General features: G+C 54.1%; 20 protein-coding genes. 7 read left to right on the top strand and 13 right to left on the bottom strand.

Going from position 1 to position 25,210, the window contains the following annotated elements:
• Position 1: 1 nt before the first annotated feature.
• Positions 2-2,032 carry an alpha-amylase gene (locus tag Q5705_06030; GenBank protein WLI78106.1) on the bottom strand — a complete coding sequence of 677 codons (2,031 nt, stop codon included), beginning with the start codon at positions 2,030-2,032 and terminating at the stop codon, positions 2-4.
• Positions 2,033-2,347: 315 nt separating this feature from the next.
• Between Q5705_06030 and Q5705_06025 the strand changes: the two genes are divergently transcribed.
• Complete coding sequence (locus tag Q5705_06025) at positions 2,348-3,175, top strand: protein bax (GenBank protein ID WLI78105.1); 828 nt, start codon at positions 2,348-2,350, stop codon at positions 3,173-3,175.
• Between the two features lie 48 nt (positions 3,176-3,223).
• Here the strand turns inward: Q5705_06025 and xylR are convergent, their stop codons facing one another.
• From xylR to xylF, 4 genes are all read right to left on the bottom strand, one after another.
• A complete protein-coding gene (xylR, locus tag Q5705_06020) occupies positions 3,224-4,402 on the bottom strand; it encodes a D-xylose utilization transcriptional activator XylR (GenBank protein WLI78104.1) in 1,179 nt (392 codons plus the stop codon).
• A 102-nt stretch (positions 4,403-4,504) separates the two neighbouring features.
• A complete protein-coding gene (gguB, locus tag Q5705_06015) occupies positions 4,505-5,686 on the bottom strand; it encodes a sugar ABC transporter permease (GenBank protein WLI78103.1) in 1,182 nt (393 codons plus the stop codon).
• Positions 5,664-7,205, bottom strand: a complete 1,542-nt coding sequence (locus tag Q5705_06010; protein WLI78102.1) for a xylose ABC transporter ATP-binding protein — start codon at positions 7,203-7,205, stop codon at positions 5,664-5,666. The genes gguB and Q5705_06010 overlap by 23 nt, the downstream gene beginning before the upstream one ends.
• Positions 7,206-7,292: 87 nt before the next feature.
• Positions 7,293-8,285, bottom strand: a complete 993-nt coding sequence (gene xylF / locus Q5705_06005) for a D-xylose ABC transporter substrate-binding protein (GenBank protein WLI78101.1) — start codon at positions 8,283-8,285, stop codon at positions 7,293-7,295.
• 349 nt (positions 8,286-8,634) lie between these two features.
• Here xylF and xylA point away from each other — a divergent pair, with 349 nt between their 5' ends.
• Positions 8,635-9,957 carry a xylose isomerase gene (xylA, locus tag Q5705_06000; GenBank protein WLI78100.1) on the top strand — a complete coding sequence of 441 codons (1,323 nt, stop codon included), beginning with the start codon at positions 8,635-8,637 and terminating at the stop codon, positions 9,955-9,957.
• 30 nt (positions 9,958-9,987) lie between these two features.
• Entirely contained in the window at positions 9,988-11,442 is a 1,455-nt protein-coding gene (xylB, locus tag Q5705_05995) for a xylulokinase (protein WLI78099.1), read from the top strand.
• A gap of 36 nt (positions 11,443-11,478) precedes the next feature.
• On the opposite strand, the gene Q5705_05990 is transcribed toward xylB, so the two are convergent.
• Positions 11,479-12,474: an acyltransferase gene (locus tag Q5705_05990; protein ID WLI78098.1), complete on the bottom strand. Its 996-nt coding sequence runs from the start codon at positions 12,472-12,474 to the stop codon at positions 11,479-11,481.
• 174 nt (positions 12,475-12,648) lie between these two features.
• Here Q5705_05990 and Q5705_05985 point away from each other — a divergent pair, with 174 nt between their 5' ends.
• The 3 genes from Q5705_05985 (at position 12,649) to glyS (ending at position 16,071) form a co-directional block, all read left to right on the top strand.
• A complete protein-coding gene (locus tag Q5705_05985) occupies positions 12,649-12,945 on the top strand; it encodes a YsaB family lipoprotein (GenBank protein WLI78097.1) in 297 nt (98 codons plus the stop codon).
• A 135-nt stretch (positions 12,946-13,080) separates the two neighbouring features.
• Complete coding sequence (glyQ, locus tag Q5705_05980) at positions 13,081-13,992, top strand: glycine--tRNA ligase subunit alpha (protein WLI78096.1); 912 nt, start codon at positions 13,081-13,083, stop codon at positions 13,990-13,992.
• A gap of 9 nt (positions 13,993-14,001) precedes the next feature.
• Complete coding sequence (glyS, locus tag Q5705_05975; GenBank protein WLI78095.1) at positions 14,002-16,071, top strand: glycine--tRNA ligase subunit beta; 2,070 nt, start codon at positions 14,002-14,004, stop codon at positions 16,069-16,071.
• A gap of 285 nt (positions 16,072-16,356) precedes the next feature.
• On the opposite strand, the gene Q5705_05970 is transcribed toward glyS, so the two are convergent.
• Positions 16,357-16,650, bottom strand: a complete 294-nt coding sequence (locus Q5705_05970; GenBank protein WLI78094.1) for an HTH-type transcriptional regulator — start codon at positions 16,648-16,650, stop codon at positions 16,357-16,359.
• Between the two features lie 380 nt (positions 16,651-17,030).
• Between Q5705_05970 and Q5705_05965 the strand changes: the two genes are divergently transcribed.
• On the top strand, positions 17,031-17,744 hold the full coding sequence (locus tag Q5705_05965) for a DUF3053 domain-containing protein (GenBank protein WLI78093.1): 714 nt from the start codon (positions 17,031-17,033) through the stop codon (positions 17,742-17,744).
• 59 nt (positions 17,745-17,803) lie between these two features.
• On the opposite strand, the gene ghrB is transcribed toward Q5705_05965, so the two are convergent.
• The 6 genes from ghrB to Q5705_05935 form a co-directional block, all read right to left on the bottom strand.
• Positions 17,804-18,778, bottom strand: a complete 975-nt coding sequence (gene ghrB, locus Q5705_05960; GenBank protein WLI78092.1) for a glyoxylate/hydroxypyruvate reductase GhrB — start codon at positions 18,776-18,778, stop codon at positions 17,804-17,806.
• Positions 18,775-20,067, bottom strand: coding sequence for an MFS transporter (locus Q5705_05955; protein ID WLI78091.1), 1,293 nt, complete (start codon positions 20,065-20,067; stop codon positions 18,775-18,777). Before Q5705_05955 ends, ghrB begins: the two co-directional genes overlap by 4 nt.
• 81 nt (positions 20,068-20,148) lie before the next feature.
• Positions 20,149-21,090, bottom strand: coding sequence for a sugar kinase (locus Q5705_05950; GenBank protein ID WLI78090.1), 942 nt, complete (start codon positions 21,088-21,090; stop codon positions 20,149-20,151).
• Positions 21,083-21,844, bottom strand: a complete 762-nt coding sequence (locus Q5705_05945; protein WLI78089.1) for a sugar phosphate isomerase/epimerase — start codon at positions 21,842-21,844, stop codon at positions 21,083-21,085. Before Q5705_05945 ends, Q5705_05950 begins: the two co-directional genes overlap by 8 nt.
• Positions 21,845-21,956: 112 nt before the next feature.
• The gene (locus tag Q5705_05940; GenBank protein ID WLI78088.1) at positions 21,957-22,973 is read right to left on the bottom strand and encodes a LacI family DNA-binding transcriptional regulator; all 1,017 of its coding nucleotides are present in this window, start codon (positions 22,971-22,973) and stop codon (positions 21,957-21,959) included.
• 329 nt (positions 22,974-23,302) lie between these two features.
• Positions 23,303-25,108, bottom strand: a complete 1,806-nt coding sequence (locus Q5705_05935; GenBank protein ID WLI78087.1) for an AAA family ATPase — start codon at positions 25,106-25,108, stop codon at positions 23,303-23,305.
• Between the last annotated feature and the right edge of the window lie 102 nt (positions 25,109-25,210).

The following is a 25,210-nucleotide window of genomic DNA, read 5'->3' as shown; positions in this document are numbered from 1 at the left end:
CTTATTGCGCCAGCCCGGCCCAGACTACCATCACTTTGTCATCAGCCTGCTCACGCACAAAGCCGTAACCGTGTGGCAGCGTCAGCGTGGTTTGCTTTCCGCCGCCCAACGCCGGATGGCGGGCGCGAAATTGCCCAAGCCGCTGCCAGTGGTGCAGGCTCGCCGCCGCCTTGCCATTAAGATCCTGCCAGTTCATATCCGATCGCGTACCCTGGAGCGGATCCGATCCCGTGGGGCCAAACGGGCGCGCGGATTCATCACCATAAAAGATCTGCACGGCACCGGGAGCCAGTAACAGCAGTTCAGCCGACTGCTGGCCACCTTCACGGAACAGGCGAGTATCGTGGGATGACAGATAGCTCAGGACGTTAAAGCGTTGCAGTTTTTCCGCCATTTGCTGCCAGACGCTGTCCATATTTGCCAGGCAAGCCGCGGCACTGGCGGCCTGCTCCTGATAATCAAAGTTGATCATCGCGTCGAAACCGTGCTGGTAGTAAGTGCTTTGCATCACGCCGTGGCCCCAGGATTCTCCGGCCATCCAGAACGGCGCATCATCGATTTTTTTCTGCGGATTGGCCTGTTTCCACTCTGCCAGCGCCTGTGACGCCTGCGTTTTGAGCTGTTGCCAGGCGTCCAGTTCAACATGTTTGGCGGTATCCACGCGAAAACCGTCAATGCCGTATTCGCGCACCCACTGGCTCAGCCAATGGGTCAGGTAATCGCGCGGCGTATACCCGGCAATTTCCCGCGCGGCAGTATCGGGTTTATGGCGATAAAAGACTGGCAAGCCGGATGGCGTCGCGGATTCGGTTTTCAGATCCGGTAAAAAGGCCAGCGACATCGTCAGATCGTCAAAACCGGGGTTGTCGTAATCGCCGATATCGGTGCGGATCCACGCTTTGCCCCACCAGTTTTGCCAGGCGGTTTTATCGCTGAAGTTGATGTAATCATTAAAGCTGTGCCAGCTCTGTCCAGGCGCGGGTTTCCAGTCTGTCCAGTGCTCGCCGAGGATTTTTGTGCGTTCCTCACCCTGTAAATAGAGCGCGCCAAACTGGTAGGTTTGCATATCGGCCAGCGTCGCGTAGCCCGCGTGATTCATCACCACATCAAACAGCACGCGGATGCCGCGCCGGTGCGCTTCATCGACCAGCGTGCGCAAGTCGTTTTCGTTACCCATATTGGCGTCGAGGCGCGTCCAGTCCTGGGTGTAATAGCCGTGATAGGCGTAATGGGGGAAATCGCCTTTGGTGCCGCCGCCGACCCAGCCGTGGATCTGCTCCAGCGGCGAGCTTATCCACAACGCATTGACGCCCAACTGCTGCAAATAATCGAGCTTGCTGGTCAGGCCTTGCAGGTCGCCGCCGTGAAAGGTGCCTACCTCCTGCATACCGTCTTTGTGCCGCCCGTAACTGTTGTCGTTCGACGGGTCGCCATTCACATAACGGTCGGTAAGCACAAAATAGACCGTGGCGTTATGCCACTGAAAGGGTGCTGTGCCGTGGGTTTGTGCCTGTTCCAGCAGTAAAAGCCCATTGCTTTCTGCCGCCGGTTGCAGGGTGATTTTCCCGTCGCGCACCGTCGCGGTTTGCTGGCTGTAAAAGTCCCGTACGAAGCTGCCTTCCGTGAAGGTTTTTCCGACTGGAATGGTCAATGATTTCCCGTCACGCACCGGACACTGGCGCGCAACGGCGGCTGCGCGCTCTACCGGTGCTTTCACGCTGAGTAATAACGTTGGTGTGCCGGAGCGGGTGTCGACCTGCACCTGGTAATCGCCATCGCGGAAAACTCGCCACTGCGGTGCGCTGCCTGTGCAGGGTGTCAGCGAAAGCATTTGATTGAGCTTAATACTGCTGGCGGGCTGCCAGCACTGTTCATCCTGTTGCAGAGTTACAGGCCGCGCACCTTTTTTGAGTGCCGCCTGGCTGCGCCAGACGCCGCTGCCGTCGTCGGTCAAAGGAGGAAAGCCGGTGGCAGACCAGTCGGCACTGGCAATGCCGGGCAGCAACAGAAGTAAAAACGCGGCGTGTTTCATCGGAGAGCCCTGTGATTGCGATTTTCCTTATTTTGCCCACCCGGCGAAACGGGTAACTCCTCCTCTTTGTGTTATCGCCAGGGAGGAGAGGAAAGGGTGAGTGTACGCGCATAAAGTGCGGTTTTGGCGTTGTGATAACCACCACATTTATAAGAGATTGTATAATTAATGCGCAGTTTACCCGTGACATGGTTTCAGAATTGGATTATTTCTGTACGTGCTCTTACGGGGTACTTTTGGTATGATTTGCGGTTCAGTCTGCAAATCATACATAAGAGAAGGTGTTGGAATGTTCATATCCGACCAGGAGACCTAATGATATCGATACCCATGCGACGACCTGGGGCGACGATACTCATGTTTTTCACCCTCATATTTTCGGGTGGAGTGCTGGCAAAGACGCACACAGAAACAGCGAGTCACAAAGCCCACGTCACAAAGGCAAGCGTAAAGAAACAGGCAAGCAGTAAACAAGAGTATTCTCGCAATAGTGTAAATAGCAGTTCACTTCCTGACTTGCGAAAATACCCTTCCGGAACACCAAGAAAAAAAGCGTTTCTCCGGACAGTAATGCCTTATATCACCAGCAAAAACTCTGCGATCACCGCCGAGCGTAACTGGCTGCTCAGAAAGCAGTATGACAGTCAGTGGTCGCCAGCCGAGCGTACGCGCATGAAGGATATTGCCAAACGCTACAAAGTGAGCTGGTCCGGGAATACGCGCCGTATTCCGTGGAACACGCTGCTGGAGCGCGTAGACATTATTCCGGACAGCATGGTCGCCACGATGGCGGCAGCGGAAAGCGGCTGGGGAACGTCGAAACTGGCGCGTAGCAATAACAACCTTTTCGGCATGAAATGCGCGAAAGGGGCATGTAAGAACGGGCCTGGCAAAGTGAAAGGTTACTCCCACTTCGGTTCCGTTCAGGAATCTGTAGACGCTTACGTGACCAACCTGAATACGCACGGGGCTTATAACTCGTTCCGTAAGTCCCGCGCTCAGTTGCGCAAAGCGGATCAGGAAGTGACGGCGACCAACATGATTCATAAGCTGAAGGGTTATTCGACCCGTGGCAAGAGCTACAACAACTACCTGTTTGCCATGTATCAGGACAACCAGCAGTTAATTGCTGCCCATATGTAAGCTTCTTTAGCTGAAACGCCTTCCATCCGGAAGGCGTTTTTATTTGCCTTAAATAAGCACTTCGCTATAGCGGTCGCGATAATCTTTTGGCGTACTGTCGTACTCCTTGCGAAACACCGAGTAGAAATATTGCAGCGAGGGATAGCCGCACATTTGCGAAATTTCGTTGATAGAGAGCGAGGTCGAGATCAGCAGGCTGCGCGCTTTTTCCAGCTTCTCCGCATGGATAACGGCGTGAATGGTTTCCCCCACCTCTTCTTTAAAGCGTTTTTCCAGGTTCGAACGGGAAATTCCCACCGCATCCAGCACCTGATCGACTTTGATACCTTTACAGGCGTGATTGCGAATGTAGTGCATCGCCTGAATCACCGCCGGATCGTTAAGCGAACGGTAATCTGTTGAGCGCCGCGCCACCACCCGCACCGGTGGCACCAGTAAACGTTGTAGCGGCATAGCTTCGTTATCCAGCAGGCGATGCAGCAGTTTTGCCGCCTGGTAGCCCATTTGCCGCGTGCCCTGCGCCACTGAAGAGAGTGCAACGCGCGAGAGATAGCGCGTGAGTTCTTCGTTATCAATGCCAATCACGCACAGTTTTTCTGGCACCGGAATATGCAGATGGTCGCAGACTTGCAGAACATGGCGGGCGCGGGCGTCGGTGACGGCGATAATCCCGGTTTGCGGCGGCAGGGTTTGTAGCCAGTCCGCAAGGCGATTTTGCGCATGCTGCCAGTTTTCAGGCGCGGTGGTCAGCCCCTGGTAGACCACGCCGCGGTATTTCTCCTGCGCGACCAACTGGCAAAACGCGTATTCGCGCTCGGCAGCCCAGCGTTTCCCGCTGGAGGCCGGCAGGCCGTAAAAGGCGAAGCGGTGCACCCCTTTCTCTTTCAGATGCAAAAACGCGCTTTCCACCAGCGCGTAGTTATCGGTCGCAATGTAGTGCACCGGCGGGTAGTGTTCCGGTGTGTGGTAAGAGCCGCCGACGCCGACAATCGGCACATCAACATCGGCCAGCAGCCGCTCAATTTCCCGGTCGTCGTAATCGGCAATTACGCCGTCGCCAAGCCACTCTTTGATGTTTTCTATGCGGGCGCGAAAATCCTCCTCAATGAAGATGTCCCATTCGGATTGCGACGCCTGCAAATATTCTCCTACTCCTTCGACGACCTGGCGGTCGTAGGCTTTGTTTGCGTTAAATAACAACGTGATGCGATGGCGCTTTTCAAACATGTTGGTTCGCTTCCTGACTTTCCATCAGTTCTGATTACCATATTCAACACACTGCCGGATAAAAAAGATCCGGCAGTGTGACAGCACCCGTATTCGCTCCCATCAGGCACGACGTTTCGTTGCCGAATCCATCCAGACCGCCAGCAGCAAAATCGCCCCTTTAACGATGTACTGCCAGAATGTGGGCACATCCATCATGCTCATGCCGTTATCCAGCGAGGCCATAATAAATGCGCCCATCACCGCACCGGCGACACTACCGATACCGCCCGCCAGACTGGTGCCGCCAATGACGCAGGCGGCAATGGCATCCAGTTCGGCAATGTTCCCTGCCGACGGCGAACCTGCGCCGAGACGTGAACTGAGGATAAGCCCGGCAATCGCCACCATTAATCCGTTGATGGCAAACACCGCCAGTTTGGTGCGCTCGACGTTAATCCCGGACAGCCGCGCGGCATCCAGATTGCCGCCAATCGCGTAGATTCGGCGGCCAAACGCGGTACGCGTTGCCATAAACAACCCGGCCAGCAGCAGGAAAGCAAGCAGCAGCACCGGCGTTGGCACACCACGGTAATCATTGAGCAGCCAGATTGCGCCGAGCACGATCACCGCGATAATCGCCTGGCGACCAACTGCATTGCCGGAAGATGACGTGGCTAAGCCGAGCGACTGGCGGCGCATCCGCCCGCGCCACTGCCAGAGCACAAAGGCAACCAGCCCCAGCGCGCCGACGCCAAAACCAACGCCGTCCGGCAAATAGCTCTGCCCGATTTGCGACATCGCCGCACTGGTGGGAGAAACCGTGGTGCCGTTGGTGATGCCGATCAACACGCCGCGAAAGGCCAGCATCCCGGCGAGGGTGACAATAAATGACGGCACTTTGCGATACGCCACCCACCAGCCGTTCCACGCGCCGAGCAGCAGGCCGAGTACCAGCGTCACCGCCACGGTAAGCGGCAGCGGCCAGCCGAACCAGACATCAAAAATTGCCGCCGCGCCGCCCAGCAGGCCCATCATTGAACCGACAGAGAGGTCGATTTCGGCGGAGATAATCACAAACACCATCCCCACCGCCAGGATGCCGGTAATGGCCGTCTGGCGCAGCAGGTTAGAGATATTACGCGCGCTCAGGTAAGCGCCATCGGTCATACCGGTGAAAAACAGCATGATCACCACAATGGCGGCAAGCATCACGAATACTTGCAGGTTCAGGGATTTCAGACCGGAGAAGGCCCCCGGCGACGCGGTGGATAACTTAATTTCAGACGGGTTGCTTTTCGACATGATGTTCGCTCCTCAGCGCCGCTTCCATGACCTGCTCCTGGGTCAGATTACGATTGATTAGGTCGGCTTTTAGCTTGCCTTCATGCATTACCAGCACCCGATCGCTTAAGCCCAGCACTTCGGGCAGCTCAGATGAGATAACAATGACGGCAATCCCCTGCTGCACCAGTTGGTTAATCAGTTTGTAGATTTCATATTTCGCGCCGATATCAATGCCGCGCGTCGGCTCATCCAGGATCAGGATGCGCGGGTTGAGTAACAGGCAGCGGGCGAGAATCGCTTTTTGCTGATTGCCGCCGCTCAGCCGACCAATCGCCAGCTCCGGGGAGGAGGTTTTGACCTTAAGGCGCTGAAGCGACTGTAAAATACACGCCTGTTCGGCGGCGTCATCCAGGCTGCTGAGCGCGCCGGTAAACTGATTCAGCGCCGCCAGCGTAATGTTTTTGCCCACCGCCATCACCGGCACAATGCCGTCTTTTTTGCGGTCTTCCGGCACCATCGCAATGCCGTGTTCGATGGCCTGCTGGCAGTGGCGGATCTGCACCGGTTTGCCATCCAGAAAAATTTGCCCTTCCCAGCGCCCCGGCCACACGCCAAACAGGCACTGTACGGCTTCGGTACGCCCGGCGCCGACCAGCCCGGCAATGCCGAGGATCTCGCCGCGTTTCAGGCTAAAGGAGATGTCGTTGACACGTTTGATATGGCGATTGACCGGATGCCAGGCGGTCAGATGCTCGACGCGCAGGATCTCCGCGCCTGTGGTATGGGGTTCACTGGGGTAAAGTGCGGTCAGCTCGCGCCCCACCATCATGGTAATAATGTCGTCTTCGCTCATCCCGGCGGCGTCGCGGGTGCCAATATGCTTGCCGTCGCGGATAACGCTAATCACATCGGATATCGCTTTGACTTCATTAAGCTTGTGGGAGATGTAGATGCAGGCAATATCGTGGTTACGCAGATCGCGGATGATATCCAGCAGAACGGCAGTTTCCTGCTCGGTCAGCGAAGCGGTGGGTTCATCAAGAATCAATAACCGCACCTGTTTGTTCAGCGCTTTGGCAATCTCTACCAGTTGCTGCTGGCCCAGCCCTAAATCACCGACGCGGGTATCCGGTGAAATATTCAGGCTTACCTGCTCTAGCAGCTTTTCACAGCGCAGAGTCATCAGGTCGTAATCCATTACGCCGTGGCGGGTAATTTCCGTGCCGAGAAAGATGTTTTCCAGCACCGTAAGGTGCTTCACCAGCGCCAGCTCCTGATGAATGATGGCGATACCTTTGCGCTCGGTGTCGCGGATATGGCTGGCCTGCAAGGTTTCCCCGGCGAAGACAATTTCACCTTCATAGCTGCCCGCCGGATAGATCCCACACAGCACCTTCATGAGTGTGGATTTACCAGAGCCATTCTCGCCGCACAGCGATAACACTTCGCCCGCGTTAAGGCGCAGGCTGACATTATCCACCGCCTTGACGACACCAAAGGCTTTGGTGATGTTCTTCATTTCGAGTAAATAAGGCATGGCCGCTCCACGTGGTTCGCAGGTATTACAGCGCCTGAAAGAGAGGACAGCGACGCGCCCGGGTTAACCCCAGACGCGTCGCTGGTTTCAGAGCTGGTTCTTCTGGTGGAAGCCGTCTTTAATCACCGTTGCGTCAATGTTGTCTTTCGTGACCTCAATCGGCGTCAGCAAACGGGCTGGAACATCTTTTAAGCCGTTGTTCAGCGAAGCATCCGCTTTTGGCTGCTGCCCGTTACCGAGTTCAACGGCAATTTCCGCCGCCGTGTTGGCAAGTTGAGTGATTGGTTTGTAGACGGTCATCGTCTGGCTGCCGTTAATCAGCCGTTTGACCCCCGCGAGATCCGCATCCTGCCCGGAGATAGCCACTTTCCCGGCTAGCCCCTGCGCGCTTAATGCCTGAATTGCGCCCCCGGCCGTCGCGTCGTTTGAGGCCACGACGGCGTCGATTTTGTTATTGTTAGCGGTCAGCGCGTTCTCCATTATTTTCAGCGCATTTTCCGGCAGCCAACCATCGACCCACTGATCGCCGACGATTTTTATTTTTCCGCTATCAACATAGGGTTTTAACACTTTCATTTGCCCGGCGCGGAACAGCTTGGCGTTATTATCCACCGGCGAGCCACCCATTAAGAAATAATTACCCTGAGGGACTTTGTTGACGAGGCTTTGCGCCTGTAATTCCCCGACTTTTTCATTGTCGAACGAAATATAGAAATCAATATCTGCATTATTAATCATGCGATCATAAGCCAGCACTTTAATTCCTTCTTGCTTAGCTTCTTTTACAACATTACTTAATACCTGGCCGTTGTAGGGAATAATAACCAGCACATCGACGCCGCGGTTAATCATATTTTCAATCTGCGACATCTGTGTCTCTTCATTCCCGTTAGCGGACTGAACAAACACATTGGCACCGAGCGATTCGGCTTTTTTAACAAAAATGTCGCGGTCTTTTTGCCAGCGTTCAAGGCGCAGGTCGTCAATCGCCATGCCGATTTTCACCTCTTTGGCATGACTGGCCACGCTGGCAAGCAGCAGGGAAGCGCAGAGTGTAAGGCAAAGGTTCTTTATCTTCATAATAGTAATACCTTTCGTAGGGTGGTGAGCGAGATAAAAGAAACATGCACTGCTTTGGACGAGCAAATTCTTAACGCAGAATCAAGCGCTGGCAATTACAGATTTTAATCCGGGCGTTACGTTTTTTGGTTTATTTGCTGATTTATGACCTCGATCTTATTTTAAAAAAAACTAAACCAGCGTTGCATAAAAAGCAGGAAAGCACGTCGCAGCAAATGTTGCTGTTATTTTGCGAGCCAGCGCACGTTTGCGTATTCTCTTAATGGCAGTGTGAAATAACGTAATTGAGCAAGGCCTGCGGAGAATCCAGTATTAGCTCAGATATGTACACTCGCCAATGGAGCTCATTATGCAAGCTTATTTCGACCAGCTGGAAAGGGTTCGTTTTGAAGGCCCGAAAACCACGAATCCTTTAGCGTTTCGTCATTACAATCCGGATGAGCTGGTGCTCGGTAAACGCATGGAAGATCACCTGCGTTTTGCCGCCTGCTACTGGCATACGTTCTGCTGGAATGGCGCGGATATGTTCGGTGTTGGCGCTTTTGATCGCCCGTGGCAGCAGCCCGGCGAGGCGATGGCGCTGGCGAAACGTAAAGCCGATGTCGCCTTCGAGTTTTTCCATAAACTGAATGTGCCGTTTTACTGCTTCCATGATGTGGACGTCTCCCCGGAAGGCGCGTCGCTGAAAGAGTATCTCAACAACTTTGCGCAGATGGTTGATGTATTAGGAGAAAAACAGCAGCAGAGCGGCGTGAAGCTGCTATGGGGCACGGCAAACTGCTTTACTAACCCGCGCTACGGCGCAGGCGCAGCCACCAACCCGGATCCGGAAGTGTTTAGCTGGGCGGCCACCCAGGTGGTGAGCGCCATGAACGCCACCCATAAACTCGGCGGTGAAAACTATGTGCTGTGGGGCGGTCGCGAAGGGTATGAAACCCTACTGAATACCGACCTGCGCCAGGAGCGCGAGCAGATTGGCCGCTTTATGCATATGGTGGTTGAGCACAAACACAAAATTGGTTTTCGCGGCACGTTGCTTATCGAGCCAAAACCGCAGGAGCCGACCAAGCACCAGTACGATTACGACGCGGCTACCGTGTATGGCTTCCTGAAACAGTTCGGTCTGGAAAAAGAGATCAAACTGAATATCGAAGCGAACCACGCCACGCTCGCGGGTCACTCGTTCCACCATGAAATCGCCACCGCTATCGCGCTGGGGCTGTTCGGATCCGTAGATGCCAACCGTGGCGATCCGCAGCTCGGCTGGGATACCGACCAGTTCCCGAACAGCGTCGAAGAGAATGCGCTGGTGATGTATGAAATTCTCAAAGCAGGCGGTTTCACCACCGGCGGCCTGAACTTCGATGCCAAAGTGCGTCGCCAGAGTACCGATAAATACGACCTTTTCTACGGCCACATTGGCGCGATGGATACTATGGCGCTGGCGCTGAAAATTGCGGCCCGCATGGTGGAAGAGGGTGAGCTGGATAAACGTGTGGCGAAGCGTTATGCAGGCTGGAATGGTGAGCTGGGCCAGCAAATTTTGCAGGGACAGCTTAGCCTGGCGGAGTTGGCGAAGTACGCTGAGCAGCAGAACCTGGCCCCGCGTCATCAGAGCGGCCACCAGGAGCAACTGGAAAACCTGGTTAACGCTTATCTCTTCGATAAGTAACCGGCCAAAGCCACAAAAGGAGTGGTCACTATGTATATCGGGATCGATCTCGGCACCTCTGGCGTGAAGGCAATCCTGCTCGGTGAGCAGGGCGATGTGTTGGCCTCCCATACGGAAAAACTCAGCGTATCCCGCCCGCACCCGCTGTGGTCGGAGCAAGATCCCGAAAGCTGGTGGCAGGCAACGGATCGCGCCATTCAGGCGCTCGGCGCGGCGCATTCACTTTCGCAGGTGAAAGCGATTGGCCTTGCCGGGCAGATGCACGGCGCAACCTTGCTCGATAGTGAAAATCGCGTGTTGCGCCCGGCCATCTTATGGAATGACGGACGCTGCGGCGAAGAGTGCCAGCTACTGGAAGCACAAGTCAAAAATTCCCGCGCCATCACCGGTAACCTGATGATGCCCGGCTTTACCGCGCCCAAGCTGCTGTGGGTGCAGCGCCACGAACCTGAGGTTTTCGCGAAAGTGGCGAAAGTGCTGCTGCCGAAAGACTTCCTGCGCCTGAAAATGTCCGGGGTATTTGCCAGCGATATGTCAGATGCAGCGGGCACCATGTGGCTGGATGTGGCAAAACGCGACTGGAGCGACGAGATGCTCTCCGCTTGCTCGCTCTCGCGCAGCCATATGCCCGCGCTGTTTGAAGGCAGTGAAATCACGGGTGAGCTACTGCCAGAGATTGCCCGGCGCTGGTCGATGCCGGTGGTTCCGGTGGTGGCGGGCGGTGGCGATAACGCCGCGGGCGCGGTGGGTGTCGGCATGGCGGATGCAGGCCAGGCGATGCTATCGCTTGGTACTTCAGGTGTTTATTTCGCTGTCAGTGAAGGGTTTCTCAGCAAGCCGGAAAGCGCGGTACACAGCTTTTGCCACGCGCTGCCGGGGCGCTGGCATTTGATGTCAGTGATGCTCAGCGCGGCATCCTGCCTGGACTGGGCAGCAAAACTGACCGGTTTAGGCTCGGTGCAGGCGCTGATTAGCGCCGCGCAGCAGGCGGACGATAACGCCGGGGATGTGTGGTTTTTGCCTTATCTTTCTGGTGAGCGCACGCCGCATAACAACCCGCAGGCGAAAGGCGTCTTCTTTGGTCTGACCCATCAGCACGGGCAAGGGGAACTGGCCCGCGCGGTGCTGGAAGGTGTCGGTTACGCGCTGGCGGACGGCATGGACGTGGTGCACGCCTGTGGCGTGACGCCGCAAAGTATTACCCTTATCGGCGGCGGGGCGCGCAGTGCCTGGTGGCGTCAGATGCTGGCGGATATCAGTGGCCTGCAACTGGACTACCGCACCGGTGGCGATGTTGGCCCGGCGCTCGGCGCGGCGCGTCTGGCGCAAATTGCCGTCAACCCGCAAACGCCGCTGGCAACACTGCTGCCGCAACTGCCGATTGAGCAGCAGCATCTGCCGGATGCGCAGCGCCATGCGCACTATGCGTCGCGGCGCGAGACCTTCCGCCAGATTTACCAGCAGCTATTACCGCTGATGTCATAACCTTTTCGGCCCGCCCATCACGGTGGGCCAGAACGCTTAACTGACAAAACGTCGTTTATCGATGCGCTGTACCAGCATTGACAGCGCGAGACTGGCCGCCAGCGTGGCGGTGAAAATCCACAGCACATCGAGCAACGGCCAGGCTTGTAGCTCAACGCCGCGTGTACGCAGGGCGTGAATAATGAGCGCGTGAAAACCGTAAATACCCAGCGAATGGCGCGAAATCAGCGCTAATCCCGGCAGGGTGCGACTATTTAGCGTGTTTTTCACCAGCGTAAACAAAGCGATAGCGCAGAGGAAAACCAGCGGGCCGCAATAGAGATACCAGGTATCGGCAAAATTGCCCCGCCATTTCAGTTCATGCAGCGTGCCACGCGAAATCGCCAGCACCGCCAGGACAAACACGGCGACACTCAGCCAGGTGAGCGCCCGTTTCTGCGTTTCCATCATGCCAATAGCGCGCCCGAGCATGGCGTACAGAATGTAGTAAACCGTGTCACCGCTGATATAGAGATTGACCGGCAGCCATTCGAAACCGCCCACTTTTTGCGACACCGTATTGGGGTTGGCGATAACGCCTATGACCACCACCAGCGCCAGCAGCATTTTGCCGCTCAGAGCCTTGACCTGAATTAACGGCGACACCAGGTAGATAACGATAATCGCGAAGAAAAACCACAGGTGATAGAACACCGGTTTTTGCAGCAGATTTTTCAGTGATAACTCACTGTTAATTGAGGTAAACAGCACGATATAGAGCAGTGCGACCAGGCTATAAAACGCCAGACACAGCGCGATACGTAAAAAGTGGCGCGGCTGGGCGCTGCGTTCGCCGAAAAAGAGGTAACCAGAAATCATAAAAAAAAGCGGGACGCTCACGCGGGAGGCGGAATTAAGCAGGTTGGCAACATCCCAGTCGTACGTGGTGACGCTCGCCGGGTTGGTAAGGTACCAGGTGGTGGTGTGGATCATCACCACCATTAAACAGGCTATTCCTCGCAGGTTATCTATCCAGTGAATTTTCGACTGCATCAGTTCCTCTGTGTCACGTTGCCGACAAATATTCTCAGACTGGTAATGTATCCGCGTATCTCTTTGGATAATTCTGAGTTTTCCCGCTATTGCTTGTTACTTTTCCACTGATTTGCACAATTGCTATTTCCGCCACAAAAATGACAGCCTGCGACCGGGCCAGAGTGAAAATTGATGAAGTGTATCTTTCCGGCGCTGATGCTGCTATTAGCGGGCTGTAGCGCCGCCCACAATATGCCCGCGCAGAAAGCGCAAACCGCGCGCGTTGGCCCGGCGCACTCCCTCGATATGGAGCAAACATGCCGACAAAATGCAGCGCATCGCTATAACACCGGCGTACAGCAAATCGCTGTGACCGGCTTTGAACAATACCAGAGCAGTTACGAAATGCGCGGTGTGACGCCGCGTCGCGAAGCGTTTGTTTGTGCTTTTGACGCTGAAGGCGAGTTTTTACACCTTTCGATGCGTTAACCCGCCGATTACGGCCCAAAGTCGGTCGCATTTTCCAATTTTCCGTAAACAAACCCGTTTCGTACTGTATATCTTGCAGTCAGCGGGTATACTGAGCGCTTCCTTTAAATCCACACGTATCCAGCACGAAATAATATGCAAAAGTTTGATACCAGGACCTTTCAGGGTCTGATCCTGACCTTACAGGATTATTGGGCTCGTCAGGGCTGCACCATTGTTCAACCTCTGGACATGGAAGTGGGCGCTGGCACCTCGCACCCGATGACCAGCCTGCGCGCGCTGGGGCCAGAACCAATGGCAACCGCGTATGTGCAGCCGTCCCGCCGCCCGACCGACGGTCGCTACGGCGAAAACCCGAACCGCTTACAGCACTATTATCAGTTCCAGGTGGTCATTAAACCCTCTCCGGATAACATTCAGGAACTGTATCTCGGGTCACTGAAAGAGCTGGGTATGGATCCGACCATTCACGATATTCGTTTCGTGGAAGATAACTGGGAAAACCCGACGCTGGGTGCCTGGGGTCTGGGCTGGGAAGTGTGGCTCAACGGCATGGAAGTGACGCAGTTCACCTACTTCCAGCAGGTTGGCGGCCTGGAGTGCAAACCGATTACCGGTGAAATCACTTACGGTCTGGAACGTCTGGCTATGTACATTCAGGGCGTAGACAGCGTTTACGACCTGGTCTGGAGCGACGGCCCGCTGGGTAAAACCACCTACGGCGATGTGTTCCATCAAAACGAAGTGGAGCAGTCCACTTACAACTTCGAATACGCGGATGTCGACTTCCTCTTCACCTGCTTCGAGCAGTATGAAAAAGAGGCACAGCAGCTTCTGGCGCTGGAAAACCCGCTGCCGCTGCCTGCTTACGAGCGCATTCTGAAGGCCGCCCATAGCTTCAACCTGCTGGATGCGCGTAAAGCCATCTCCGTGACGGAACGCCAGCGCTATATTCTGCGCATCCGTACGCTGACCAAAGCAGTGGCTGAGGCCTATTACGCTTCCCGTGAAGCCCTCGGCTTCCCGATGTGCAACAGAAAGAAATAAGAGGCGGCCATGTCTGAGAAAACGTTCCTGGTGGAAATCGGCACCGAAGAGCTGCCACCAAAAGCACTGCGCAGCCTGGCCGAGTCCTTCGCTGCTAACTTTACTGCTGAACTGGATGCCGCAGGCGTTGCCCACGGCGACGTCGAGTGGTTTGCTGCACCGCGCCGTCTGGCGCTGAAAGTAGCCAAACTGGCTGCATCGCAACCGGATCGCGAAGTCGAAAAACGCGGCCCGGCCATCGCCCAGGCGTTTGACGCCGAAGGTAAACCGAGCAAAGCGGCGGAAGGTTGGGCGCGCGGCTGCGGTATCACCGTCGATCAGGCCGAGCGTCTGACGACCGACAAAGGCGAATGGCTGCTTTACCGTGCGCATGTAAAAGGCGAAAGCGTGGAAGCGCTGCTGCCGAACATGATTGCCAATTCATTAAGCAAACTGCCGATCCCGAAACTGATGCGCTGGGGCGCGTCGGACGTGCATTTTGTACGCCCGGTTCATACCGTGACGCTGCTGCTGGGCGATACCGTTGTTCCGGCGACTATTCTCGGCATTCAGTCCGATCGCGTGATCCGCGGCCACCGCTTTATGGGCGAGCCGGAGTTCACCATCGATACCGCCGATCAATACCCGCAAATCCTGCTGGAGCGCGGCAAAGTGATGGCGGATTACGCCGCGCGTAAAGCCAAAATCAAAGCGGATGCGGAAGACGCGGCGCGTAAGATTGGCGGTAAAGCCGATCTGAGCGACAGCCTGCTGGAAGAAGTGACGTCCCTGGTTGAGTGGCCGGTGGTGCTGACCGCGAAGTTCGAAGAGAAGTTTTTGGCCGTTCCGGCAGAAGCGCTGGTTTACACCATGAAGGGTGACCAGAAGTACTTCCCGGTGTATGGCAACGACGGCAAACTGCTGCCGAATTTCATCTTCGTCGCCAATATCGAATCGAAAGATCCGCAACAGATTATCTCCGGTAATGAAAAAGTCGTGCGCCCGCGTCTGGCGGATGCCGAGTTCTTCTTCAATACCGACCGTAAAAAACGTCTCGAAGACAACCTGCCGCGTCTGCAAACCGTGCTGTTCCAGCAACAGTTGGGTACGCTTCGCGATAAGACCGATCGTATTCAGGCGCTGGCGGGCTGGATTGCCAGGCAGATTGGCGCGGATGTGAACCACGCGACGCGCGCCGGTTTGCTCTCCAAGTGCGATCTGATGACCAACATGGTGTTCGAATTTACCGACACCCAGGGCGTGATGGGCATGCATTATGCGCGTCACGACGGCGAAGCCGAAGATGTAGCCGTGGCGCTGAACGAGCAGTATCAACCGCGTTTTGCCGGGGATGAACTGCCATCTAGCCCGGTTGCCTGCGCCGTGGCGATTGCCGATAAGATGGACACCCTGGCGGGTATCTTCGGTATCGGTCAGCATCCGAAAGGCGATAAAGACCCGTTCGCGCTGCGCCGCGCCGCGCTGGGCGTGCTGCGTATTATCGTTGAGAAGAACCTTGCGCTGGATCTGCAAACCCTGACCGAAGAAGCGGTGCGTCTGTACGGCGACAAGCTGACCAACGCGAAAGTGGTCGATGATGTGATCGACTTTATGCTCGGCCGTTTCCGCGCCTGGTATCAGGACGAAGGCTACAGCGTCGATACTATCCAGGCGGTGCTGGCGCGTCGTCCGACCAAACCGGCAGACTTCGATGCGCGTATGAAGGCGGTTTCCCACTTCCGTACGCTGGACGAAGCGGCGGCGCTGGCGGCAGCCAACAAGCGCGTTTCCAACATCCTGGCGAAATCCGATGAAACGCTGAACGAAAACGTTCAGGCAGCAGTGCTGAAAGAAGCGGCGGAAATCAAACTGGCAGGCAACGTGGTTGTGCTGCGCGATAAGTTGCAGCCGTTCTTCGCCGAAGGCCGTTATCAGGAAGCCTTAATTGAGCTTGCGCAACTGCGCGAACCGGTGGATGAGTTCTTTGAGAACGTGATGGTCAATGCCGACGATAAAGACGTGCGTATTAACCGACTGACGCTGCTGGCAAAACTGCGTGAACTGTTCCTGCAAGTGGCGGATATCTCCCTGTTGCAGTAAGAGTAAAAGCCATAAAAAACCCGCTGCGGCGGGTTTTTTTATGCCGATAGAGAAACTTACCGGGTTATGAGATTGTCCGCATGGCCGGTTATGGTGCGTTGGATTTCGCCTTTAAAGCCTTCGGCGGCGCGATGATTATCACCGTAGGCGTGATGGTTGCGGCTCCGGGCAATAGTGTCGCGCACCGGGCGCTATCTCGTTGGCACTATTCAATCGCTGGCGCAGGTTACGATCAAAAATTTAAACCCCCGGTTGACGGGGGTTCTTGTCGAGCTACTTACTTACTTAATCAATCAACTGTCTGCTGAGCGTCGGGTTCGCATGAATCAGACGCATCAGTTTCATCTCGGTGGCGGTGGGTTTTATACGTTGTGATTCCCATTCGTGCACCATTGATACAGAGACTCCCATTGCACGAGCGAAGTCATCAATTTTCAGCCCGGTTCCACGTCGCAATAGTTCAAAATCATTAAGGGAATTCGTCTTTTTGCTTAGGGTTACCGGCTGCGCAACATCTTTCTTAAACACAATTTGTTCGAGACTGCTCATCAGTTCAAACATTGGATCTTTATATTCCATTGAGCACTCCTCATAAAATCACACAGCGGGATCGTGATACAGCTTGTTAAGAATAGTCGGGAAAAATCCTGGCGTGAGGAGGCGACAAGGATTATTGCTAAGGAAGATGTGCCTGCAATGCACCTTCTCCCGCTTGCTTGCCGCTTAATTGATTGATTAATAAGACGCTACGTTTTGTCAGAATTAATTTGTAAATCGTCAGCAAAAATTTGGATTAGGAATATTCTGTACGGTCTCGTGGAAAATATCGTGCCAAAACGGATCCGCACGCTTTTGAATGCAATGAAGGGGTATCTTGCGACGCGGACCTGGACTATCCTTGTAAGCCGTCAGGCACGCGTGTGCCGAGAAGCGCTTTTATGGGTGAAAGGAGTAAGAAAATGGCGACAGGAAAGTCCTGCTCTCGCTGGTTTGCGTCTGTTGCGGCGTTATTAATGGTAGTTAGCCTGAGTGGGTGTTTTGACAAAGAAGGCGATCAGCGCAAAGCGTTTATCGATTTCTTACAGAATACGGCGATGCGCAGTAGCGAACGTCTGCCGGCCCTGACGGCGGATCAGAAGAAACAGTTCGGTCCGTTTGTTTCTGACTACGCTGTGATTTATGGCTATTCCCAGCAGGTTAACCAGGCGATGGACTCCGGTCTGCGTCCGGTCGTAGATAGCGTGAATGCCATCCGCGTGCCGCAGGATTATATGACGCAGCGTGAACCGCTTCGTCAGGCCAATGGTTCCCTCGGCGTGCTGAGCCAGCAGTTGCAGAACGCGAAAATGCAGGCTGATGCCTCGCATGCGGCGTTAAAACAGGCGGACGATCTGAAGCCGGTTTATGACCAGGTGTATACCAAAGTGGTGACCAACCCGGCGAACGCGCTGCAACCGCTTATTCCGGCGGCGCAGGTTTTCACCCAGCAACTGGTGCAGGTTGGCGACTTTATCGCTCAGCAGGGGACGCAGGTGAGCTTTGTGGCGAACGGCATTCAGTTCCCGACCTCACCGCAGGCCAGCCAGTATAACGCACTGATTGGGCCGCTGGCGGCGCAGCATCAGGCGTTTACTCAGGCCTGGGCGGCAACGGTCTCCGCCACGCAGCAGTAATCTGGCACAGGCAAAAAAAAGAGGCGATCCGATCGCCTCTTTTTTATTGCTGCATTTGCTTAGCGCACAACCTGCGGATTGACGCAGTTTTTCTCCACCTTACCGTTCAGCGCATCGATAAGATTATCGACCGCACAGGCCGCCATGTTGTAGCGCGTCTCATGCGTGGCGGAACCAATATGCGGCAGTGCCACGACGTTAGGCAGTGACAGCAGCGGCGAGGTTACCGGTAGCGGCTCTTGTTCAAACACATCCAGCCCGGCAGCGTAGATTTCGCCGCTTTGCAGCGCCTCAATTAACGCGTTCTCATCAACCACCGGGCCACGCCCGGCGTTGATAAAGATGGCGGATTTCTTCATCATTTCGAACTGCTTTTTACCGATCAGGTGATGCGTCTCGTCGGTGAGCGGTAGCACCAGACAGACAAAATCAGACTCTTTTAGCAGGGTATCCAAATCGCAGTAGCGCGCCTGGAAACGCTCTTCCGCTTCCGCATGCTGGCGGCGCGCGTTGTAGAGAATCGGCATGCCGAAACCAAAATGCGCGCGCTGCGCCAGCGCCAGCCCAATGCGGCCCATGCCGACAATGCCCATGGTTTTATGGTGCACGTCGATGCCAAACCAGTCAGGACCAATGCCGGAGGTCCATTCGCCCGCTTTCACGCGCCCGGCTACTTCCACTACGCGGCGCGCGCTGCTTAGCACCAATGTCATCATGGTATCGGCGACCGTTTCGGTCAGCACCGTTGGCGTGTGCATCAGCACAATCTTGCGTGCATTCAGCGCATCGACATCAAAATTGTCATAGCCCACCGAAATGGTCGATGTCGCGCGCAGTTGCGGCATTTTTTCTAACAGCGCGGCATCTACGTTTTGACTGGATCCCAACAACCCCTGTGCGCTGGCGAAGGCGTCAGCGTTTTGCTTTACCGTCTCCGGCTTGAGATCGGCAACACGGGTGATGGTGAAATGTGTTTCCAGGCGTTGTAACAGGTCATCAGGCAAGGCTTTGTATAGAATGATGGATGGCTTCATGCGGTTCTCCCTCGTGACGGTGCGCCTGCCGGGATGGTGTTATTGTTAGCAGGCTTAACAATCAAAGTAAGCCATACGGAGGCGAAAAGTGCCACCCCCATAAAAATGTACGACGCAGACGGGCTGCCAGTGGCCCCGTTGAGATACCCGACAAACCACGAGCCACAGAAGGAACCCAGCGCGCCCATACTGTTGATTAAAGCCATTGCGCCCCCGGCGACATTACGCGGCAGCATCTCCGGGATAATGGCGAAGAACGGGCCATACGGCGCGTACATCGCGGCACCCGCAATCACCAGCAGCGTGTAAGAAACCCAGAAATGGTTTGCGCCCACGGCCCACGAACCGATAAAGGCGAAGGCGGCAATCAGCAGCAGCGGCCAGACAAACAGTTTGCGGTTTTGCAGCTTATCGGACGCCCATGACGCAAGGATCATCGCCACGGTCGCTGCCAGGTAAGGCACAGAAGAGAGCCAGCCCACTTCGACCATACCGAGGTTTTCGCCGCCGCTGCGAATAATCGACGGCAGCCACAGCACAAAACCATACACGCCGATGCTCCAGGCGAAATATTGCAGGCACAGCAGCACCACATTGCGCGAGCGGAACGCTTCGCTGTAGTTGCGCACGGCTTTGATGCCCTGTTGTTCTTTATCAAGCTGCGCCTGCAATGCGGTTTTTTCATCATCCGACAGCCACTTCACCTGCGTCGGTTTATCTTTCACCAGCACCCACCAGCAGAACGCCCAGATCACCGCCGGCACGCCCTCAATAATAAACATTTCGCGCCAGCCGAAAGACTGGATCAGGTAGCCGGAGACCACCGACATCCACAGCACCGTCACCGGGTTACCGAGGATCAGAAAGGTATTGGCGCGCGAGCGCTCCGATTTGGTAAACCAGTTACTGATGTAAATCAGCATCGCGGGCATGACGGCCGCTTCCACCACGCCGAGGACAAAGCGGATGGCGGCCAGCATCGGAATATTGCTCACCACGCCGGTTAATGACGCGCACGCGCCCCATAAAATCAGGCAGATAAAGATAAGTTTGCGCACGCTACGTCGCTCGGCGTACACCGCGCCGGGGATCTGAAAGAAGAAGTAGCCGAGGAAAAACAGCGCGCCCAGCAGCGACGAAACGCCTTTGGTGATGCCTAAATCGTCGTTGATCCCGGCGGCGGAGGCGAAGCTAAAGTTCGCCCGGTCAAGGTAGGCCAGACTGTAAGTGATAAATACAATCGGCATGATGTAGAGCCAGCGTTTGGCTGAATTTGTGGCGTTGCTCATAAGGTTGCCTCTATGGTTGAGGTTATCTGCCGCCTGTCATGTAGGGTACAGCGCGGTTTCGGTATCGATGGGAGAGGGGAATTACAGCGCCCCCAGCTCCGCACGGGTTGGCAATCCTTCGCTGTCGCCTGGCACCTGAATCGCCAGCGCGCCGATAGCATTTCCCCGGCGCACGGCATCGTGCAGCGTTTTTCCTTCCAGCAGGGCACTGAGTACCCCCACGGCGAAGCCATCTCCGGCACCCACCGTATCTACCACGTTCTCCACGATAACGGGCGCAACAGCACCCTGCTCGCCGCTGGCGGTTTTGAACCACGCGCCATCGGCACCTGTTTTGATAATCACTGCCCGCACACCGCGTTGCAGATAGAAATCAGCAATCCCTTCTGGCGTTTGTTGACCCGTGAGGATCACCCCTTCTTTCAGCCCCGGCAGCACCCAGTCGGCCTGGAATGCCAGTGCGTTCAGCTTTTCCACCATCTCCGCTTCACTGTTCCACAGCACCGGGCGCAGGTTCGGGTCGAAAGAGAGGGTTTTGCCCTGCGCTTTCATCGTCTTCGCCGCGTGCTCCAGCAGGGCGTAAGAGGTGGGCGACAGCGCCGCCGCCACGCCGCTCATATGCAGGTGACGCGCGTCGCTAAACACCGCAGCGTTGAAATCTTCCGGCGAAAGATGGCTGGCGGCGGAGCCTTTACGGAAATACTCCACGATGGGATCGGTTCCATCATCGCATTTCGATTTAAGCTGAAAGCCAGTCGGGTAGCGCGTATCAAGGGTGACGCCAGCGGCATCAATGCCCTCTTTACGCAGCGTATTGAGAATAAATCGACCAAAACTGTCATCGCCGACGCGGCTCACCCAGCTCACTTTCAAGCCCAGACGCGCCAGGCCGGTCGCGACATTCAGCTCTGCGCCCGCCGCGCGTTTAATAAACTGCCCGGCATCGGCCAGATCGCCGGTTTCGGTGGCGACAAACATCGCCATCGCTTCGCCAATGGTGATGACATCCAGCGGGTTATGCATGGCTTGGCTCCTTGCGTAACAACGAAACGTAATGACGGGTAACGGCGGTTAAATCGTCACCTTCCAGCGGGAACTCAATACCGCGCGGTACATCGGCGGGAAGGCTGTTGAGCAGCGCCAGCCAGCACGGGTCGTGTTCATCGGGTGGAACGGCGCGATGATGAACACCGTCGGTAACGACGGCTTTGACATGGATATAGCTCACGGCGGGGGCAAGCTGGCGCGCGGCCTCTTCCGGCGTATCGCCGACCCACAGCCAATTTCCGGTATCAAAAGTCAACGTGACGGGAAGGTTCAGCGTGTGGCAGGCGGCTTTAAAACGCAGCATCGGCGCGAGTTTGCCGCATTGCGTCTGATCATTTTCCACCACCAGCGGCACAGTGCTTGCCGCCAGCCAGCCGCGCAGGGTTTCCAGCACGGCGTTATCGCGAAAATGGCCGAGGGAGACTTTCAGCCACAGGGCGTTAAGTGTGCGGGCTTCTTCCAGCAAGGCAGGCAGGCGCGGGTTGAGGGTGCCATCCGCCAGACACAGCGGTTCCGGCGCGGAGTAGCAGGCTTGCAGATTGTGCATATCAATGGCGAAAGCCAGCGAAGGCAGATGCGCTAACGCTTCGTCGCTCAGCAGTTCGCGGCGGATTTCCACGCCATCGGCACCGGCTTCGGCAATGATTGGCAGGGTGGCGACTTGCCCGCCCAGCGCGCTGATTTGATCGCGTCCATACGCAGCGGTAACGACGATAATTTTTCTTTGCATAATCCGGTTCCCAACTCACGACAGGGTTTTATTCTGTCTTTAACGCTAGATGGAACCGGTTCCAAAGAAAAGTTCAGCATGTCGAATTTATGATCGACATCACGAAGGGAAATTAACGGGCGGTGGAGCCGCGCACGATCAGTTCGCCGGAAAAAACCTGCTCGCGCACGGTGTCGCTGTGGCCTTCAATCCGGCGCACCACCTGCTCGACAGCGGCATAACCGATTTGCCAGGTCGGCTGTTTGAGCGTGGTAATTCCCACGCCTGCCAGCTCGGCCCACTCCAGCTCGTCAAAACCGAGCAGGCCGATATCGCTGCCCCAGTTCAGGCCGATGCGCTTTAACGACCGCGCGACCTGGAGCGTTAACGCACCGTTGGCGGAGATAACCGCTTTGCGCATCCCCCGGTGGCTGGCGTGAAACTGGCGCAGAATATTGTCCAGTTGCGCCGCCTCATGCAGCACCGTTTCGGCGTTTTCCGCCACCATGCCGGGGTAGCGGGCAAGGGTGTTGCGAAATGCCTGTAAACGTTCGCGGCGAGTGTTGACGGTGCCGAGCGGTTCGCTGAGAAACAGCAGGGCTTCGAAGCCCTGATCGACCAGGTGTTCCGTGGCGGTAGTGGCGGCCTGGATGTTATCCAGCCCCACCACATCGCAGGCGAAATCGGGGATTTTGCGGTCAATCAGCACCATCGGTAGAGAAGATTGTTGCAGACGGTTCAGCCCCTCTTCGCGCATCCCCACGGCATTCACCACAATGCCTTCCACCTGGTAGCTGCGCAGCAGATCGAGGTAGTGCAGCTCCTGATCCACTTCGTTATTGGTGTTACACACCAGCGGGGTAAAGCCTTTCTCGCGACAGGCGGCTTCAATGCCGCTCAGCACATGCACGGAATAGGGGTTGGTGATATCGGCGATAATCAGCCCGATAAGCCGCGTACGACCACGCTTCAGGCCGCGCGCCATCAGGCTTGGGCGATAATCGAGTTCGGCAATGGCCTGTTCAATACGCGCCAGCAGGGCAGCGGAAAGCAGATGTTTTTCACCGTTGAGATAGCGTGAAATACTGGTTTTGCCTGTGTTCGCTGCTTTCGCCACATCGCTGATGGTGGCGCGCGCCGTTTTCGCCATGATTGCTTCCCTCGCCGTGAATGGTTGCCCACACATTAACGCGAAACGGCGGGCAATCAAGCGTTAAGCTCTGCTTATCACTTATTATCTCATTTGGGAATGACCATATCTCGTATAGCCAATATTGAGTTGACGAAGGTATGAATACAAAGTTATTGGAAATGCTATCATTTTGGCTGTAGGGTCATCTACCTGCTGCATGCTCCAAATTCATTGAATGTCATGAATCAAATAATTAAAGCACCTAGTAACAGTATAAAGTTCAATAATAATGATGGGCTTGCTTAACAAGCCCATCATTATAGTTCTGACTAGCAGAATTTGCTTAACTATAACCAAACATCATAAGCTCTTTGCATAATATATTTTAATTTCTCTGGAATTCCGTCAAAATCATCACCCCATGTTAAGGTCTGCTGATAAGCATTATATGGCTTCTCTGAATTAGGGGCTGGATATCCAAGAATATCTTCGATGCATTCCTCGACAACGATTACTTTATCTGGATTACTAGCTGCTTCTAAAATAGGTAAGTTGAATTTTTCCGCCCCTTTTACTCCTTTGTCACGATCATGAATAACTACGAAGTCAACATCCAATGCAGAAAGATATTTGAGTAAGCCTATTATGGCGGCTTTACCACGAGCTTTTATCAATTCAGTGTTAGTTAATATTTTGTTTCTAGTAAGCACAGGCATTCTCCGAATTGCCTCCTTGAAAATCACTTCTTCCGTATCACCTTCGACAATTATTACTCGTTTAGTAAAAAATATACGTGATAAATGATCATCCAACTTCATTAGCATTTTTACATAATGTTTATTATCTGCGGTCAATTGCTTGTACTTCTCAGTCACAGAAAAGGGATGGATTGTGGTATGAGAAGAATCATAATGAAATCTATTCAAAACTTGACGTGGTTTTCTCGATAAATCAATAAGGAACGGTGAGTGTGTGGTGGCAATGATTTGAGAGGATGATCCTGATAATTCATAAATTATATCTCTCATTTGATTTGCAGCACTTGGATGCAAATAAATTTCTGGCTCTTCAAAGCCAATAATAAGGCTTCGCTCATCCCCACCTCTTTTTCTTAACCATTCTTGTCTGAATCTAAGAAGTCCAAAGACGGCAGCCCTAACCATGCCAGTACCTTGATTAGATACAGAAGTTCTAATGTTACTCGACATTTCAATAGTGAAGGTTGGTGATAATGCAGTATCTGGATTAGAAAGATCGGCAGAAGCATAAATCTTTGATTCAGGAAAAACACCACAAAGGACTTTATTCAACTCGCCCATCATTAACCCGAATTCAGAGGTTTCATCAGAGGGATTTAATTCTTTAGCAAGTTCGTTTAAGCATTCTTGAGCCTGCATATAATTAGTGGAAATTCCTCGAACATCTTTAAATAGTTCATTCAATGTTTTTTGAAGTACTCCTGTTTTTTCCTCTATTTCAGTTGCGCCTGATTCAGCAGGAATTAATAGAATACTTGGCAATTTCGATAAGACTACCCCCCCTATACCTCCGGGATTCTTGTCCCAAACCTCTTCTTTAGTTATGTCCCAAATTTCATCTATCAGTTCAAGTTTTTGTTTTTCTCCGACACTAATGTTTTTATCTAAAACGGGGAATAATTCTGTTATAAAATCGGTATCAATACCTTGTTCAATAAATTCATTCGGTTTTTTAATGTTTTCAAATTCTTTCTTTAATTCTCTTTTTAGTGACTTTAATTCAATTACAACATCTTCCCCCAAGGAATAACTTTTTTTGTAGAAAATACTATTTCCTGTTTCACCGCTATCGCCGGGGTCATAAGTAAAAATTCTTCCTTTAAATCCTCTCCATGTTTTAGCTTCTTCAGGAATATTTCTAAATTCAGCTTCAAGTATTATTTTCTTACATACTATCTTGTTTTCGCCAGTTTCCATGTCAACTTCAGAACAAAAGCAATCGGGTGACATCCTTTTTTTATCAGACAATAACCATTCTATAGCCTTTAGAACCGAACTCTTTCCTGCGTTATTAGAGCCAATGAGAAACGTGGCGTCGCCAAATTTTACCTGAGAATTATGAATTCTTTTAAAACCATTAATTCTAAGTGTGTGTAGTCTCATTTCAATTTCCATATCCTGTTATAAAAAATGCAACTTGTAGAAAGCAGAATACCAATCATTTCCCTATTAAATTTAAGGGTAAAATGCAGTCAAATGTGCGAGTCAAATCAAAAA

The organism is Kosakonia sp. H02 (genome assembly GCA_030704225.1).
In the GTDB taxonomy this organism is placed as follows: domain Bacteria; phylum Pseudomonadota; class Gammaproteobacteria; order Enterobacterales; family Enterobacteriaceae; genus Kosakonia.
This window is presented reverse-complemented; position numbering and strand designations above follow the sequence as displayed.